The 16,060-nt window shown below is 49.8% G+C and carries 11 protein-coding genes and 1 tRNA gene; 4 read left to right on the top strand and 8 right to left on the bottom strand.

The window, feature by feature from the left end:
• Positions 1 to 84: 84 nt before the first annotated feature.
• The 6 genes from A8O25_RS09520 to A8O25_RS09495 form a co-directional block, all read right to left on the bottom strand.
• The gene (locus tag A8O25_RS09520; protein WP_241498981.1) at positions 85 to 1,566 is read right to left on the bottom strand and encodes a glycoside hydrolase family 30 protein; all 1,482 of its coding nucleotides are present in this window, start codon (positions 1,564 to 1,566) and stop codon (positions 85 to 87) included.
• Between the two features lie 217 nt (positions 1,567 to 1,783).
• The gene (locus A8O25_RS09515; RefSeq protein WP_066834080.1) at positions 1,784 to 3,280 is read right to left on the bottom strand and encodes a cadherin repeat domain-containing protein; all 1,497 of its coding nucleotides are present in this window, start codon (positions 3,278 to 3,280) and stop codon (positions 1,784 to 1,786) included.
• Positions 3,277 to 3,498, bottom strand: a complete 222-nt coding sequence (locus tag A8O25_RS09510) for a hypothetical protein (protein ID WP_066834078.1) — start codon at positions 3,496 to 3,498, stop codon at positions 3,277 to 3,279. The genes A8O25_RS09515 and A8O25_RS09510 overlap by 4 nt, the downstream gene beginning before the upstream one ends.
• A gap of 122 nt (positions 3,499 to 3,620) precedes the next feature.
• The gene (locus A8O25_RS09505; protein ID WP_066834076.1) at positions 3,621 to 5,105 is read right to left on the bottom strand and encodes a RagB/SusD family nutrient uptake outer membrane protein; all 1,485 of its coding nucleotides are present in this window, start codon (positions 5,103 to 5,105) and stop codon (positions 3,621 to 3,623) included.
• 10 nt (positions 5,106 to 5,115) lie between these two features.
• A complete protein-coding gene (locus A8O25_RS09500; protein WP_241498980.1) occupies positions 5,116 to 8,346 on the bottom strand; it encodes a TonB-dependent receptor in 3,231 nt (1,076 codons plus the stop codon).
• Between the two features lie 174 nt (positions 8,347 to 8,520).
• Positions 8,521 to 9,567 carry a FecR family protein gene (locus tag A8O25_RS09495; RefSeq protein ID WP_066834074.1) on the bottom strand — a complete coding sequence of 349 codons (1,047 nt, stop codon included), beginning with the start codon at positions 9,565 to 9,567 and terminating at the stop codon, positions 8,521 to 8,523.
• A 225-nt stretch (positions 9,568 to 9,792) separates the two neighbouring features.
• Here A8O25_RS09495 and A8O25_RS09490 point away from each other — a divergent pair, with 225 nt between their 5' ends.
• Positions 9,793 to 10,389 (top strand): RNA polymerase sigma-70 factor, encoded by a 597-nt coding sequence (locus A8O25_RS09490; protein WP_082893550.1) that lies wholly within the window; start codon positions 9,793 to 9,795, stop codon positions 10,387 to 10,389.
• Positions 10,390 to 10,501: 112 nt separating this feature from the next.
• On the opposite strand, the gene A8O25_RS09485 is transcribed toward A8O25_RS09490, so the two are convergent.
• Together A8O25_RS09485 and A8O25_RS09480 are read right to left on the bottom strand one after the other, a co-directional pair.
• Positions 10,502 to 11,413, bottom strand: coding sequence for a hypothetical protein (locus A8O25_RS09485; protein ID WP_161947727.1), 912 nt, complete (start codon positions 11,411 to 11,413; stop codon positions 10,502 to 10,504).
• A 45-nt stretch (positions 11,414 to 11,458) separates the two neighbouring features.
• A tRNA-Gly gene (locus tag A8O25_RS09480) sits at positions 11,459 to 11,534 on the bottom strand.
• 558 nt (positions 11,535 to 12,092) lie between these two features.
• On the opposite strand from A8O25_RS09480, the gene A8O25_RS09475 reads away from it, so the two are divergent.
• The 3 genes from A8O25_RS09475 (at position 12,093) to A8O25_RS09460 (ending at position 16,046) form a co-directional block, all read left to right on the top strand.
• Positions 12,093 to 14,036, top strand: coding sequence for an LTA synthase family protein (locus tag A8O25_RS09475; RefSeq protein WP_082893549.1), 1,944 nt, complete (start codon positions 12,093 to 12,095; stop codon positions 14,034 to 14,036).
• Positions 14,037 to 14,730: 694 nt separating this feature from the next.
• The gene (locus A8O25_RS09465; protein ID WP_066834065.1) at positions 14,731 to 15,375 is read left to right on the top strand and encodes a DsbA family protein; all 645 of its coding nucleotides are present in this window, start codon (positions 14,731 to 14,733) and stop codon (positions 15,373 to 15,375) included.
• 215 nt (positions 15,376 to 15,590) lie between these two features.
• Positions 15,591 to 16,046: a MarR family winged helix-turn-helix transcriptional regulator gene (locus tag A8O25_RS09460; RefSeq protein WP_066834063.1), complete on the top strand. Its 456-nt coding sequence runs from the start codon at positions 15,591 to 15,593 to the stop codon at positions 16,044 to 16,046.
• Positions 16,047 to 16,060: the final 14 nt, after the last annotated feature.

Genomic DNA, 16,060 nt, shown 5'->3' with positions numbered 1-16,060 from the left:
GTTTTTTGGGCACGGCTAAGAAGTCTGCTATTGGGCAGATTATCTTAGCTGTGCCTGTTTGGGAGATTGTAAAAAGTCTATAAGTTACCAGACGTAGGTACCCACGGCACCACCCTTCAGGGTAGAGGTAATAATTTGGCCTCTGTACCTGATGTTGAAGGTTTGGTCGCCGTTGGTATCATTCAGAACCAATACCACCTTTTTGCCGGTGGACGTTTGAAAACCGACGTGCTGCAGTGTGCTGAAGACCTCAATGTTCTGTGCGTTCTTCAGAGTAGTTTTCACCCGTACTGAATTTGGCCTTACAAACTTAGAAGCATGGGCAATAATATAATATGCCACATTGCGGGTAGCATTATTTCCTGCAACTGTAACGGCCGGCAAGCAGGTGTTACAGCCCCCATCAGTGAATGGGCGGTTGTTGGCATCTGCAGCCAGATTCCATTCTAAGGCATTCTTGCTCCAGTTGCGCATGGAGCCAATGATCACATTTGCTATGTGCCATTTTAGATTAGAGGCAAAATCGCCATCATTAGCCCCCACCCATTGCTCAGTAAAGTACAGGTTCTTGTCTGGGTGAGCGTTGTGCACCTCTGACATTCTATTGATTGTGCCACCATACAGGTGAAACGCAGAACCATCTACGTACTGCTTGGCCTCCGGGTCATTCATGATACTGATAGGGTAATCTGGTCGGTCAAGGTTATGGTCATAGAGCACAATCTTGGTGTTCAGGTTTGCCGCCCTAAAGGCAGGGCCAAGGTTGTTCTTTACAAAGTTCTTCTGCTCCTCTCCCTGCATAACCATACTAGGGTTGTTGCCCCCATGCAGCGGCTCATTTTGAATAGTGAGGGCATCTATGGTTATACCCTGACCTTTCATATCCTGAATGTATTGCACCAGGTACCCAGCATACTCATTATAATATTCAGGCCTCAGGCTCCCCCCTATGGGGCTGTTGTTCGTCTTCATCCAGGCAGGCGGTGACCACGGCGACGCCATCAATTTGATGTTGGGGTTAATGGCCAGAATCTGCTTAAGAATTGGAATATAATAAGCTTGGTCAGGTGCCAGGCTAAACGCGGCCCCCATCACATCTTGGTACGAGTACACGGTAGGGCTCAGGTCAGAAGCTCCCAAATTCAGACGCAGGTAACTCACCCCAATAGTATTATCAGCATTGCCATTGCTGAACAGCTCCCTGAGCAAATCTGCCCTGCTGGCCGCTGACATTTGATTTAAGACATAGGCGCTCCCGGTGGTAAGGGTGTAGCCAAACCCGTCAATAGCCTGGTAGGTTTGCGTGGTGTCAATCTCCAGGGTAAGGTTGTTGTTGGTAGTGGTACTGGCTTTAAAGTTCAGGGCCAAGTTCTGCTTCTGAAACTGGGCAGACCGGTCTGGATTGGTTAACCAGAAGGCTACTTGGCTTGGGCCCGTCTCTACCGGTGGCGCTGGCGGCGGTGGAGCTGGTGAAGGATCTGATTTCTCTCCGCAGCCCACTCCCCAAGCGGCCACTGCAGCCAGCAGGAACATGTTCAGTTTTTCTTTATTAAGACGGTATACCATGATTTCACTTTAAAAATGGTGCCCAATGGTAAATGATCAGGCACACCTGTAAAACTATCCAGCCTTCGGCCGATGCCTCTATAGCACCGGCCGCTGACTACCAAATCAACTATCTACTCTTCTGTTTTTAGCCTCTTTTTCTGAAAACAGGTCAAAAACAGCTTTAACTTATTTACCCAGTCTTTTAGGGTACAAAAGCTCCTGCAAGAACAAATGCTTACTGCTTCACAAAAGAATACTGAGCGGTTTTATAATCATTGCCCACTACAAGAGTAGCTTTATAACTACCTGCTTGGGTGATGCCTTTATAGTTAGGTCCCCCATTGGTCATGTTACCGGTAAGAGCAGAGCTGCTTGTGCCAAATTGCACCTCCCAAGGAGAGTTGAACTTACTGTCAAAATTAGCACTGAGGGCGTGGGTCCCCTCAAAGGTGTATGGGTGCTTATAGGTCATCACGTATTCACTGCGGGCATCCCAGCCCCCGTTGTCGTTCCAATGAAACAGCTTTAGGTTGTAGTACTTCCAAGTCATTTTCTTGGTGGCGAAGTTCAGGGTGATCTGGTAGGCTTGGTCACGGGCCACGGCAATAGCACCGGTTCCTTCTCTAAAATCTACCGTTGCCGATACCGCATCTGCATTGGGGGAGGCGGTTTCCCCAATTTTGGCTGATGTGGTAAACGCAGTACCAGAACCATCACGCGCGGAATTCAGGGTGTAAGCTTTATCGCTTTCAAGAGCCAGGAAAACCGTAGAACTGAAGTTGTTACCGTCTATGTTGAATTCAGCTACTACGTAGCTGCCTTGCAATAAGAATAGTTTATCAGGCATAGAAGTAGGTCTGTTGTCTTTCACCAACGAGTAGGTATACTGATCGCCAGACAGATTCAAGGTAATAATATGCTTCCCGGTGGCGGTGGCCGGAATATCCTCAAACTGCTTTCCTTCGGCGGCAGCCTGAGACTCTAATACCAGTTGGTTGGTAGTTCCCTTTACCCGCTTCATAGCCACGCCCCAGTCTCCATTGGCCCTGAAAATAAAGCCTTCTGTCTTTGCAATGTCAACAACAGAGGTCCACACCCCATTCCCTTGGTACTGCAGGGGTTCGTCTCCACCCCAGCCAGAGGCAAAGGCCCCCCCTACCACACTCCACTTGTCTATTTTCAAGAAGCTGTACGTGTTATTGTTCAAATCAACAGTGATGCGGTACGTACCGGCACCGGGTGCGGCAATGGCTGTCCCTTTCTTCTTGATTTTACCGTTCCCGTCTGCGCCGAATACTATGGAGTTCACATTTGGCTGGCTATAAAACTGGAAAGTGCCGCCTGCCGTCAATTTTGTATAGACGTCAAACACATTGGTGGGCTTCCCGTCGCTGTCTTTGCGCGGGCGCATCATGATGGCCTGGCCTACGTCTGTTCCCTTCTCAGTGGCAGACCCAGAAATATACAAGGTGGCAGTCTCGTTTTTGAAGCGCTTTACAGACACTAACTTGGCAGAAGAAATCATTTCCTTGCTGAGCGACTGTGCCACTACTGCCCATTTTAATGGAACTGTTGAATTAGCATCATACCCAGCTGCAGAAAGCGCCTGATCCAGCTCAATGGCGGTAGGCTCAATGAAACTGTTCTTGCCGCCGTTGCCCGTGTGCATACTAAAAATAGGAGTACTGAAATCTGCGTTGGCGGCACTATCCACTACAAACCGGTACGTCACCCCGTAGTTCTTGCTGGAGGTTGCGCTTGCCAGTCAAACCTGATGGCCGTATTGGGCTCCTCTTGATTGAGGGTAATGGTAGAGTTCTCTTCCGGCCCTGCCAGCACGGGCGCACTCAACTCCCAGTTGCCGATTGGCTCTATGTTATCTTGTTCTTCACAGGCACCTGTCAGAAACAGCATGCCCAGAAGATAAAACAATACGTTTATCTTTTTCATGATGATGGTTTATGAGAAATGAATCTTTCTTTGGTCAAGCAGCATATTGGTAACCCTTTCCTGTTTTTGGGCTGTATTTCAAAAAACAGCCCAAAAACAGTTTCTCATCTCAAGCCCAGTGACTAGTTATAGCCAGAGGTCTGCTTTAGATTTGGGTTGCGGTTGATTTCAGACTGCGGAATAGGCAAGAACACCTCATGTGGTGCCAGATTGTAGTCTTTCCGGGTATTGGTGCGAAGGTCAATTTCATTTAGATTATTCATCACCTCAACTGCCACACCATAGCGGCGCAGATCATCCCACCGGTGTCCTTCCTGAGCCAGTTCCAAGCGGCGTTCCCTCAAGATGGCATCTTTTATATCCTCCTTAGAAACGGCAGTCACAGGATCCAGATCTACTCTGTCCCTCACCTCATTCAGAACAAGTTTGGCGTCATCTGGGCGGTTTAGCTCATTCAAGGCTTCTGCCTTTAGGAGCATGATATCTGCCAACCTGAAAATATACTGGCGGTTGGTGCTGGCCCAACCATTGGCACTTTTCCAGCGGTAGGCAAACGGCACACTACCCCCTGTATTCACAGACCAGAACTCATCTGACCACGGGGCATTCTCAAACAGAATAGTGGTGTTCTTTCTGATATTATCTCCTTGCGCATTATAGGCGTTTACCAGGCTATGGGAGGGTGTCATGAATTTGCGCCATGTGTCGCCGCTCAGGGAAGGCGGCAGTAACATCTGCGGTCCCCAATTGGCTTCGTTTCCACCAATGAACTGTACCTCCATGATAGACTCAGCGTTGTTGTAGTGCGCTCCATCAAACAGATGGTTGAAATTACCAAGCAACTGGTAACCGGTGGGGCTGCTAATCACCTCATTGGCGTACTGCAGCACTTTATTATAGTCTCGGGTAGGTCTCTGCGCCCACACTTTCGCCATAAGGGCGTTGGCGGCCCCACGGGTGGCCCGGGCCTTATTTACACTGGCCTCTCCGCCATAGGTGTCTGGCAGCCGGTTGTCTAGCGCAAAGGTCAAATCTGTTACAATCTGGTTGTATACGTCCTCTTCAGTGGCTCTTGGTTTTGAAGTAACTGATGGATCAAGAGAATTTACCGGCTCCAACATAAGCGGCACCCCACCCCACAGTTTCACCAATTGGAAATAATGATACGCGCGTAAGAAAGCCGCCTCACCCAAAATCTGTGCCTTGCGATTGTCAGTCAGTCTAGGATCTGTGATTTCAGGTACCTTCTGCAGCACCACGTTTGCTTTGGCAATAGCGTTGTAAATCTGGCTCCAGTTATTCCAGAGACGGCTGTTGGTGGGGGTAATATCCAGGTTATCTACCGCAAAGATTTCAGCATTATCACCACCTGCGTAGTAATTATCAGAGAGAATCTCACTGAAAACCAGGTTGTCCCAGATGTAATACTCTGCCTGAAAGGATTCATAGACACCAACTAAGGCCGCCTCAGCGTCACCGGCTGTTCTGTAGGCATTGTCTTGGGTCTGACTGGAAATTGGCTCAAGATCTACAAAGCTTTCACAGGCAGGCAATCCTCCAAGAAAAACTCCTGCCGTTATATATGCTGCTATTTTTTTAAGTCTCATGACATGCAGATTAAAATGAAATATTCAAACCAAAGATCAGGTTTCGGGTCTGCGGATAGGTACCATAATCTACCCCCTGCACTAAGTTATTGCCACCAAAGGCATTCACCTCTGGATCAAAGCCTGAGTAATCTGTAAAGGTGAGTAAGTTCTCACCCGTCACATATACCCTTACTGAATTCAATTTTGCTTTTGTGAGTAGGGTATTGGGCAGGTTGTAGCTCAACGTCAGGGTCTTTACCCTCATATAAGAACCGTCTTCTACAAAGCGGGTAGAAAGGCGTGAGTTGTTAGTGTTTGCCCAAACTGCTTTTGGGATATTGGTGACATCACCCGGATTTCGCCAGCGGTTCACTACTTCTATTCCTTGGTTCTTGGGATCTGACATGCTTTCCATTTCAATGCGGGTGGCATTGAAAATATCATTGCCCTGTGACCCCTGCAGGAAGATAGAGAGGCCAAAGTTTTTATAGGTGAAGGTGTTGGTAATACCGTAAATGAAGTCCGGATTAGGGTTCCCTATGATGGTTCTATCATCTGGGGCTGGTGAAAACGTACTCTCCCCATTTCTGTCAACATAATAGGCCATACCTGTCTGTGGGTCAACACCACCAAAACGGTATCCATAGAACCTTGCAATGGGTGCCCCCTCAGTGGTCAAACTTATCTCACCTCTGCCAGCTACCCCACCATTCAGGAGTTCTTTCCCTAGAATGTCTGTCACCTCGTTTCTGTTAAAGGAAATATTTAAGTCTGTATCCCAGGTAAAGGCCTCTACAAAATTTCTAGTCGTTAACTGAAACTCTAACCCACGGTTTTCCAGTTTGGCCGCATTGGTTACCCCGGTGTCAAATCCAGTAGCCCGAGGCGGCGGCAATCTGAAGAGGAGATCGGTAGTCTTTTTAAGATAGGTGTCTGCGACAAATACAATTCTGGAGTTAAAAAAAGCAAAATCAACCCCAAGATTAGTTTGATTAGAGGCTTCCCATTTTAAATCATCATTCCCAATAGTGGAAGGATAAGTTCCTGGTAAAATTACTCCACCAATTGGGTAATTCGCCCCAACCCCCACTAAGCCTCGGTAAGCATTATTCCCAATATTGTCATTTCCAACCATGCCCCAGCCAAACCTGAGCTTTAGATCGTTCATAAATTCTGGGAGCGGCATAAAGCTTTCCTCAGAAAGTCTCCAGCCTACTGAAAGTGAAGGAAAGTAACCAATACTGTTACCGGGCCCAAAGGAAGAGGAGGCATCTGCCCTAAAGTTTGCAGTTAAAAGGTATTTGCCTGCAAAGTCATAGGTAACCCTACTAATGAATGAACTGTTAGCTCTTTCATCCTTGTCTGCATTGGCAGATTGAATAGTGGCTCCGGCATTGGGCGTTTCTACGGCTATGTTGGCAAAACCTGTTCTCTCAATTGACGAGTTTTCCCATCTGTACTTCTGCAAGACACCACCCACCATTGCGCTAAAATTATGTTTATCAATAGTTTTAGTATAGGAGAGCGTGTTATCCAGTATCCAGTAGTTGGTCAAATTGGTATTGTAGCGGCCAATACCTTGTCTAGCCCTGCCATAGCTGGTTCTAAAAGGATCTAGAAAATAATCATAAGTGGCATTAACAAAGTCAATCCCAAGGCTGGTACGGTATTTTAGGCCATTTAAAATATTGACCTCTCCGTACACACTCCCCAACAACCGTTGATTTTTGTAGCTACGCTCAGACCCATCAGTTGAGGAGATGGGGTTCTCCCAATCCTGAAATGGGTTGCTGGTAAACGTACCGTCTGGGTTGTAAATGCCAATAGCCGGAGGCGTAGACAAAACTCCCAAGATAACACCGCCTTGGTTTACTGCCTGATTATCTGCCACGTCAACATCATGGTAGCGTACATAGCTTAAGTTGGCACCTACGTTGAGCCAGTCGTTTAACTTTTGATCAAGGTTAACTTTAAAGCTGGCTCTGTCCATGGTAGAGCTGCGCACGGCGCCATTCTGCTTTACCCAACCGCCAGAGAGGTAGTAGTTGGTTTTATCTGTTTTACCAGAAACTGACAATTGGTAGTTGAGGGAGCTTCCGTTCTGAAAAACCTCTTTCTGCCAATCTGTATTCCCAGTATAGCGATTCCAGTCTGTGTTCTGCCCCAGCTCAGTCATCAAATCTCTGTACTGCTCTGCGTTGAGTACTTCTAGTGTCTTCCAAACTTGGGAGAAGCCTGCGTATGTGCTGAATTCAAACCTTGGCTTCTCTGAGGTTCCTCTTTTAGTAGTGATTAATACTACCCCATTGGCACCTTGTGCACCATAAATAGCGGCTGAAGAAGCATCTTTCAAAACAGAAATACTTTCAATATCTGCGGGGTTTAAGCTTCTGGTATCTGAAGTAGGCACCCCGTCAATCACATATAATGGATCACTGCTGGCAGATAAAGAGCCCGTTCCCCGTATACGGATGTTGAACCCCGCAGACGGCTTGCCAGAGTTGGTCAAAACCTGAACCCCAGCGGCTTTCCCCTGAATAAGGTTACCAACTTGTGTGTTGGGTCTAGCTTCAAATACTTCCTCATTGATCACGGCCACTGAGCCAGTAATATCAGCCCGTTGCTGCGTACCATACCCTACCACTACCACCTCTTGCAGGGCTTTGGTATCAGGAGCAAGCGCTACATTGACAACACTTCTATTCTCAATGGCTACTTCCTGGTTGATATACCCTATGTAGGAAAACACTAAGGTGCCACTTCCAGAAGGAAGTGTCATTGAAAATGCCCCACTCACGTCTGATGAGGTTGCATTGGTGGTGCCTTTCAAAGAGATGGTTACCCCTGGGAGACCTGCCCCATTTTCATCAGTAACTTTCCCAGACAGTTTGAAGGAGTTCTGCTCCAAAACTTCCAAAGAAGCCTTAGGGCCTTGTTCTCTAGCTTTTTTAGGTCTAACATGAATGTTATTATTTACCTGCTTGAACTCCAGATCTGTGGTTATGGCCACTTTGTCCAGCACCTTGTCTAACGGCTCATTCTTGGCATGTACCGTCACTTTGGCCTGACGGGGAACTTCATTTTCATCAAAAGTGAATTTAAAGAGTGTCTCTGACTCTACCTTTCTGAAGAAGTCCTGCAGGGTGCCGTTGGTGATAGAAAGGGTAATTTTAGTCTTTTGAATGGTATTGGAAGTTGCTTCAGCAGGAGCCGCTGAAACAGAGGAGAAGAAAGCTAAGTGTATAAAAAATACAGCCAAAGCTCTCCCGGTTACTCCTTTTAACAAGCAGTAAAGGTTTTTTTCCATATATTGGGAGTGTTTTTTAGTAACTGATTAACTGCCTCTTTCCCACAGCCAGATGCGCCAACATCAAACTGTAGAGGTAATGACAGGTAGGCCACCCGGTGGTCTACCTGTTAAAAATCTTTCCTTCTATTTCATAGGCATAGGAGCTGTGAAGTTTAGCCGGACATGGTTGTCCTGTATTTTAAAAGAAAACTGTTTGACAAAGCCTATTCCCTCCAGCACTTGGGGCAGGCTTTGGTCTGTGTATTCGCCCGTATAACTCCATTCTTTCATCTTCTCTGGCTTTAGGCCAGTTACCGCCACCTCTACACCGTACCATTGCTCTATCTTCTGTACCACTTCGCCTAGGCTGGCCTTTTTGAAGTATAGCACACCGTCTTTCCAGCTTAATACCTCGCGGTGCTCAAAAGTAGAAACTCGGTGTTGCTGGTTGTCACGGTTAAACTGTAACTGCTCTCCAGGCACCAGATGAGCTAGTTGCACCCTTGAGTGGTTCTGGTCTTGGCTGATCTTCACCAGCCCCGTAGCCAATGCCACTGAAGTGGCTGTGTCATTTGGAAGGTATTTGATGTTGAATGAAGTACCCAGTGCCTGGGTGTAGATGGCACCAGACTTCACCACAAAGGGCCGCCGCTTGTCTTTGGCCACTTGAAAAAAGGCCTCCCCCTCTAAAGTGATATCTCTGCGGTCAGCTGCAAAAGGCTGTCTATACGTCACCTGGCTCCCTGACTGTAGTATGATAGTAGAACCATCTTCCAACTGCACCGTCTTACGCTCTCCAGGGGCTGTCTGCATAGTCATGAGCTTACCAGCAGGAGTGGTGTTGAAATACCATAAGGCCACCAGCCCCAACAAGCCCAAGGGAAGCAAGACAGAGGCAGCCACCTTCATCCACTTAACCCAAGGCGTTCCCCTAAGCGGCAACACCCGTGCTTCGTCTCCTACACTTTCTGTTTCGCTGAGAATAGATGCTTCTACAGAACGCCATGTTTTGTCAACATCAAGTAAACTGTCCACTTCCACTTTATTCTGTTCTGCCTTTTCCCACTCCTGGGCCAGATGCTGCTCTTGCTCTTGTGACGGCTCCTGAGATTTAAACCACGCTAACACCTCTTTCACCTCCTCTGGGGTGCATTCGCCTTGGTAGAACTTATCAAGAAGGTGCTGGTTCATGGGGTACTGGTATTGGTGCTTTCAATCATTACACATGAAACCCCTGTTGCACCACCTCAAACTTTAACTATTTTTAACAAAATCTTTACTTTTTGTTTTTTCTATAAAACCATCTATATTTATCGGTACTATTTTATGTTTTTCTTAAACAGCAAATAGTCACTTCCAAAAGGCTGGGGCTCAGGATGTACAGGAAGCGTTGCACCTACACTATGACAGGCAACCATGCAGGTAGAAACCAAAGACAGACACAAGGCAGATATTGAGGCTATCACCACTGGTGATGTGGCTGCCTTTGAGCGCGTGTACCGTGCTTTGGCTCCCAAGCTTTACACCTTTGCGTACAAACTGGTGCAAAGCCGCGAAGAAGCAGAGGAGATTGTGCAGGATGTGTTTGTGAAAATTTGGGATCGCAGGGCCGCCCTTGACCCCTTCCAGAACTTAGATGGATACCTCTTCAAAGTTGCCAAGAACCTGGTCTACAACAAGATCCGCCACCGTGTGTATGAAACGGCCTTCAGCCAGTACCTTGCCACCTACGGGGCGGTAGCAGAGAACACTACCCAGACTGCGCTGGAGCATCAAGAACTAATGCAGTTGTTTGAAGAAGCCTGCGCCTCTATGCCCCCCGTGCGCAGGCAAGTGTTTACCATGAGCCGCACAGAGGGATTGAGTAACACTGAGATTGCCGCAGCCCTGAATACCAGCAACAGCAACATAGAAAACCATCTCAACAAAGCCCTGAAGATGCTGCGTGAGAAGTTCAAGAATTATGATATTGTGTACCTGTTCCTGCTGGCCTACGCCTACCTACTTAGGTAACACGTGGTGAGTATCTTCCTTTTGAACCTACCAATTTTTTCTTCTGGCAGAATACCTATATTCTGTTTCCGGGCTGTTTTCAGAAAAACAGCCCGGAAACGCAAAACACTTATTACTTACCAACCTTGCCTTTGCCCAGGCCAATCTGCAGCCCCAAAGACGGCACCAGGGTTACGCCTGAGAAACTGTGCGTCTCGCCTTCCAGCAGTTCATACGTGCCGTAGTTCTGGTAGTACACAGCCAGCGCGGGCAACAGGTACACGCGGCGCGCGCCAATCTTGGCGTTCACAAACAACCCGTAAGACCCGAAGCTGTTTTTCCGGGTCAGCCCTTCCAGCTGCACGGCTTTGCCGCCGCCCACCTTCTCGTAAAGCCTACCGGGTTGCAGTCCGTATTCAATAAAGGTGTGGTTGTAGGCTAGGCCGAAGGAGATGTTCCCGTACTCTTCCTCTGTCCCGAAGGAGCGGCTGAATACCAGCGGCACCAGGAGATCCTTCCGCTGGGCGGTGAACTCCAGAATGGGGAACAGGTCTGAGAGAAAGAGCTTGTCCAGCAGGTCATTGCTCTGGCCCGCGTACTGCAGGCCCACGCTGCCGTACCAGCGGCCCTGCCCGGGGTTCTGCGGCGTGCCCACCGGCCCCAGGAACTGGTACATGGCATCTAGCACGTGTACGCCAGACGCATATTTATAGCCCACATCAACCCGCGGCAGCACGCCGTACCGCACGTAAAAATCAAAAGTAGGCCCCACCGGGTCCAGGGAATAGGCAATGGCGCCCTTGGTGGCCGCTTTGATCTGCTCATTGTAGTAGACAGAGTCCCGGTTAGCCAGGTCTTTCACCACGGCCTCGGTAATATCCTTGAGCTGACTAATGGGCTCGGTGGCCACGTTCCCGCCAAAGTTGGCGCCTATCTTAAACTGCCCGTGCGGCGTCACCTTCCCGGAATGGATCACTGAACGCGGCGCGGTACACCCGGCCAAAAGCAAGACACCTGCAAATACGGGAACAAGCCAACGGCTCACAAGAAGGGGCAAACGGCACATGCCAACAAGATAAGGGTTAGGGAATGGAGCGAGAAACGGGATTCGAACCCGCGGCCCTCAGCTTGGGAAGCTGATGCTCTACCAACTGAGCTACTCTCGCTTTTGCTCAAAGATGATGACAAAGATAGAACGGTTTCCCCCTACGGGGCGAAGATTCTTTTTCAGAGATTCCCGCATTTCTGCCGCAGGTACCCCCCCTTTTCTGTTCTGGGGCTAATTTCCCAAAAAGAGCCCAGAAACGCAAGCCCTCTCCTTTCCCCTACTTTTCTTCTTTACCGCCAGGTTTTTCTGTTTTCGGGCAGTTTTGGGGAAAACAGCCCGAAAACAGGAACGCAGCACCACCCTATCTCAGCTATTTGGAATTTACAATCCCAGATTACCCTACCTCCGGATTTGCAAACTGCCGCTTTTGCGGGTCAGAGGCGACGTACCGGGGATTGCAAATCCCCTGAATACCTGCTCCCGGATTGCAAATCCGGAAGAGCTTCTACTTGATAGTGAGGGTACCTTCATCATCCAAAACGTCTTCTTTGGGCACTCTGTTTTCGGCCTATTTTTGCCAAAACAGGCCAAAAACGCACTTCACTCACGCATTCAACCATTCACTCCTTCACGCATGAAACAAATGCGTAATTTTGCGGCACTTGTCTTGAAACCCATGATGAAATTCTTTAGGCCGTGGCAGTTGCGGCAGAGCATACATATCTTTCTGCTGCTGGCGCTGGGGGTGGCCATGCTGCTGTACAGCATCTGCCGGGTGCTGTTTTTCCTGTTCAACCAAGGCTTCTTCACTGAAACGTCTTTCCCAGACCTGCTTTACCTCATGTGGGGCGGCCTGCGGTTTGATTTGGCGGCGGTGATTTATACCAACCTGCTGTTCATTGTGCTCCTGCTCCTGCCCTTTAGGTTCAGGCACCACCCGGTGTACCAGAAAGTAGCAAAATGGGTGTTTCTGGTGTGCAACAGCGTGGGCCTGGCCTTCAACTGCGTTGACTTCATCTACTACCGCTTTACCCTGCGCCGCACCACCGGCAGCGTGGTCAAGGAGTTCGGGAATGAGGACTGGGGCGGGTTTGCCGCTAGCTTTCTGGTAGACTTCTGGTACATCCCGCTTCTCTGGCTGGCGCTGGTGGCACTTATGGCGTGGCTGTACAACTGTATTAGGCTGGAGAAACCGGCCAGGTTTAACCCCTGGTTTTATTACCCCTGGAACCTGGTGCTGGCGGTGCTTGTGGTGGGTTTGTGCATTGGCGGCATGCGCGGCGGTTTCCGGCACAGCACCCGGCCCATCACGCTGAGCAACGCCGGCGAGTTTGTGGAGCGGCCCCAGGAAATGTACATTGTGCTTAACACCCCGTTTTCGGTCATCAGGACCCTGAACAAGACCAGCTACCAGAAGATGGAGTACTTTTCTGAGCAGGAATTGGCGCAGCTGTACAACCCGGTGCACCAGCCGGCAGACAGCGTGCAGTTCAAACCTAAGAACGTGGTCATCATTATCTGGGAAAGCCTGGGCAAGGAGGCCGTGGGCAGTTACAACAAGCACCTGGAGAACGGCACCTACACCGGGTTCACGCCGTTTATAGACTCGCTCATGCTGCACAGCAAAGTGTACTGGAACTCCTTCGCCAACGGCCGGAAGTCTATTGACGCGCTGCCCTCTGTGCTCACCAGCATCCCCAGCATTCAGGAGCCGTTTGTCTTGACCCAGTATGTGAGCAATGACTTACCGAGTCTGCCGCGCACCCTTCGGGCGAAGGGGTATCACACCTCGTTCTTCCACGGGGCACCCAACGGCTCTATGGGCTTTGACGCGTTCATGAACCTGATTGGCGTGGAGCAGTACTACGGCATGACCGAATACGGCAACAACGCCGATTTTGACGGCATGTGGGGCATCTGGGACGAGGAATTCCTGCAGTTCATGGCGGGCAAACTCAGTACGTTCAAGGAGCCGTTCATGAGCGCGGTATTCACCACCTCGTCGCACCACCCGTACAAACTGCCCGACCGCTACCAAGGTAAGTTCAAGAAAGGCCCGTTTGAGATTTTTGAGACCCTGGGCTACACCGACCATGCCTTGCGCAAGTTTTTTGAGAAAGCCAGCAAAGAACCGTGGTATAATAACACGCTTTTTGTCATCACCGCTGACCACTCGGCCACCTACACCTACTACCCGGAATACCAGACTGCCTGGGGGAACTTTGCCGTGCCGCTCCTGTTCTTCGCCCCCGGCGATTCAACCTTCAGGGGCGTAGAGCAGGACCGCGTGGTGCAGCAGCTGGATATTCTGCCTACCGTGCTGGGCTACCTGGGCTATGACCAGCCGTACTTCTCCTTCGGGAAGAACATGCTCCAGCCCCAGGCCGGCAACTTCGCCATCAGTTACCAGGGCGGCTACCAATGGATGGACGGCCCTTATTTCCTACAGTTTGACGGCACCAAAACCCTTGGCCTTTTCAATTACCAGGAAGACAAACTCCTCAAGCACAACCTCAAAGACCAACTCCCCCAGGTGCGTACTTTCATGGAGAACCAGCTCAAAGCCTTCATTCAGCAGTACAACAACCGCATGTTGGAGAATCGGCTTAAGCCTAATTAATTGCTGATTGTTAATTGTTTTGCGTTTTCGGCCTGTTTTCCTGAAAACAGGCTAAAAACGCACACTTTCTTACCAGTGCCTGCGGGAGCGGGCGACGCAGAAGCCGAAGGCGCCGAGGAGCTTAGCAGGAGCACGGACGGACGGTTCAAAACAGCAGTGGCAACAGAAGCTATGGAACAGAGGACGGCAGCGTGGTGGTACCTTTTAACGAAGCCCCTCCTGTCTGAGCGGCAGCGAGTCAGGGGCTTCTTGATTCTTTTGGTTAGGTTGAGCATCAAGGATCAACGTGACAAACAACAACAGGGAGAGAAAAAGGGAGAGGCTTGGCTGGAGCGGTGGTGGGAGTAAGGAATCATGTCTTCGTTAGATCCTTCGGTAGCTACGCTAGCCCTTTTCGGCTCCCGCCTCAAAAATGCTCATGATGACGTGGTAAAACAGAATCAGGAATGCATTAAACCCACCCCTACCCCTCCCAAGAGGGGAGTATCTTCAATGCGTAGGAGGGCGAGTCACGTACTACCTACCGTGGGGCCGTGATTTGACCATGGGTTTACTGCCAGAAACCAACAGCAGGCAAAACAGTAAACCTAAGCACCTTACCTTTGCCATCTGTTTCTGGCCTGTTTTCCTAAAAACAGCCCGAAAACGCTTCTCCCTATCTTTCGTTCAACTCTTGACTCAAGACTCAGAACTTATGACTTTACAAAATAAACCTACCATTTTCTATATCTCTGACGCCCTCTGCGGCTGGTGCTTTGCCATGGGGCCGCAAATAGAGAAACTGCATTCGGCGTACGCCGATAGATTTAATTTTGAGGTGCTGAGCGGCGGCATGATCCTGGGCGACCGCGTGGGGCCCATCGGCAACATGGCCAGTTTTATTAAGCAGGCCATGCCGCGGCTCAATGAAATCTCTGGCGTAACCATGGGCGATGCCTACCTGAAAGACGTGCTGGACAAAGGCACCTACGTGGCCAACTCTGAACCGCCCGCCATTGCCCTGGCCATCTTGAAAGAACAGCAGCCAGACCAGCAGGTGAAGTACGCCAAAGCCGTGCAGGACCTGCATTTCAAAGAAGGCAAAGACTTGAACGAAGTAGAAACCTACATACCCCTGGCCCAGGAGGCCGGCCTGACAGCAGACGAATTCAAAGCCAAATTCTCTGATGACCAGTACCGCCTCAAGGCGCAGCAGGAGTTTGCGCAGGTGCAGGCGTGGGGCATTCAAGGCTACCCGTCAATGGTGGCGCAGAATGGGGATAAACTCTACCTGGTTACCCGCGGCTTCGCCAAGTTTGAGGACTTGACCCCGGCGCTGGAGCAGGTGCTGGCCCAATAGCGTTTTGGGGCTGTTTTCAGAAAAACAGCCCCAAAACGCAGCGGCGTTCCCATTTTTTCGGCCCATGGGGCCCAACCCTTGCCTTCTACAGCCGCTTGTGCCTGTTTTGAGCAAGACTTTCCTAAAGGAAACTACGTTTGGGCGGAACTAAGACTACACAATTGTTGTATATACAATAGTTATCTTTACATTTGCATCTACAACGGCGAACGCCCATGAGATTAGAAGACGAGTTAAAGCAGAAATCCTTTAAGAGCCCCTATCACCGCATGATCGTGAATGTGATGTTTACGGGTAACTGGCTCCTGAAGGAACTCAGCTGCCAGCTGAAGCCCCTGGGGCTGTCGTCACAGCAGAACAACGTGCTGGGTATTCTGCGCGGGCAGTACCCCAACCCCGCCACGCTGGGCCTGATCCAGGAGCGCATGATGGACCGTGACTCCAACGCTACCCGCCTGGTAGACAAACTGCTGGAGAAAGGGCTGGTGACCCGCTGCCAGTGCAGCGAGAACCGCCGCAAGGTAGACATCATCATCACTGAGAAGGGCCTGGAACTGCTGAAGGAAACCGACAACATTATTCAAGGCCTGGAAGCCAGGTTCAAGCAAATCAACCCAGAGGAGGCCACGCTGATTGGCGAACTGATGGACAAAATCAGAGACCGCAGCTAAAATTTTTTACCCAC

This window comes from Rufibacter ruber (assembly GCF_001647275.1).
Taxonomy (GTDB): Bacteria; Bacteroidota; Bacteroidia; order Cytophagales; family Hymenobacteraceae; genus Nibribacter; species Nibribacter ruber_C.
Note: the sequence above shows the minus strand (reverse complement) of the source record. Positions and strands in the feature narration are given on the sequence as shown.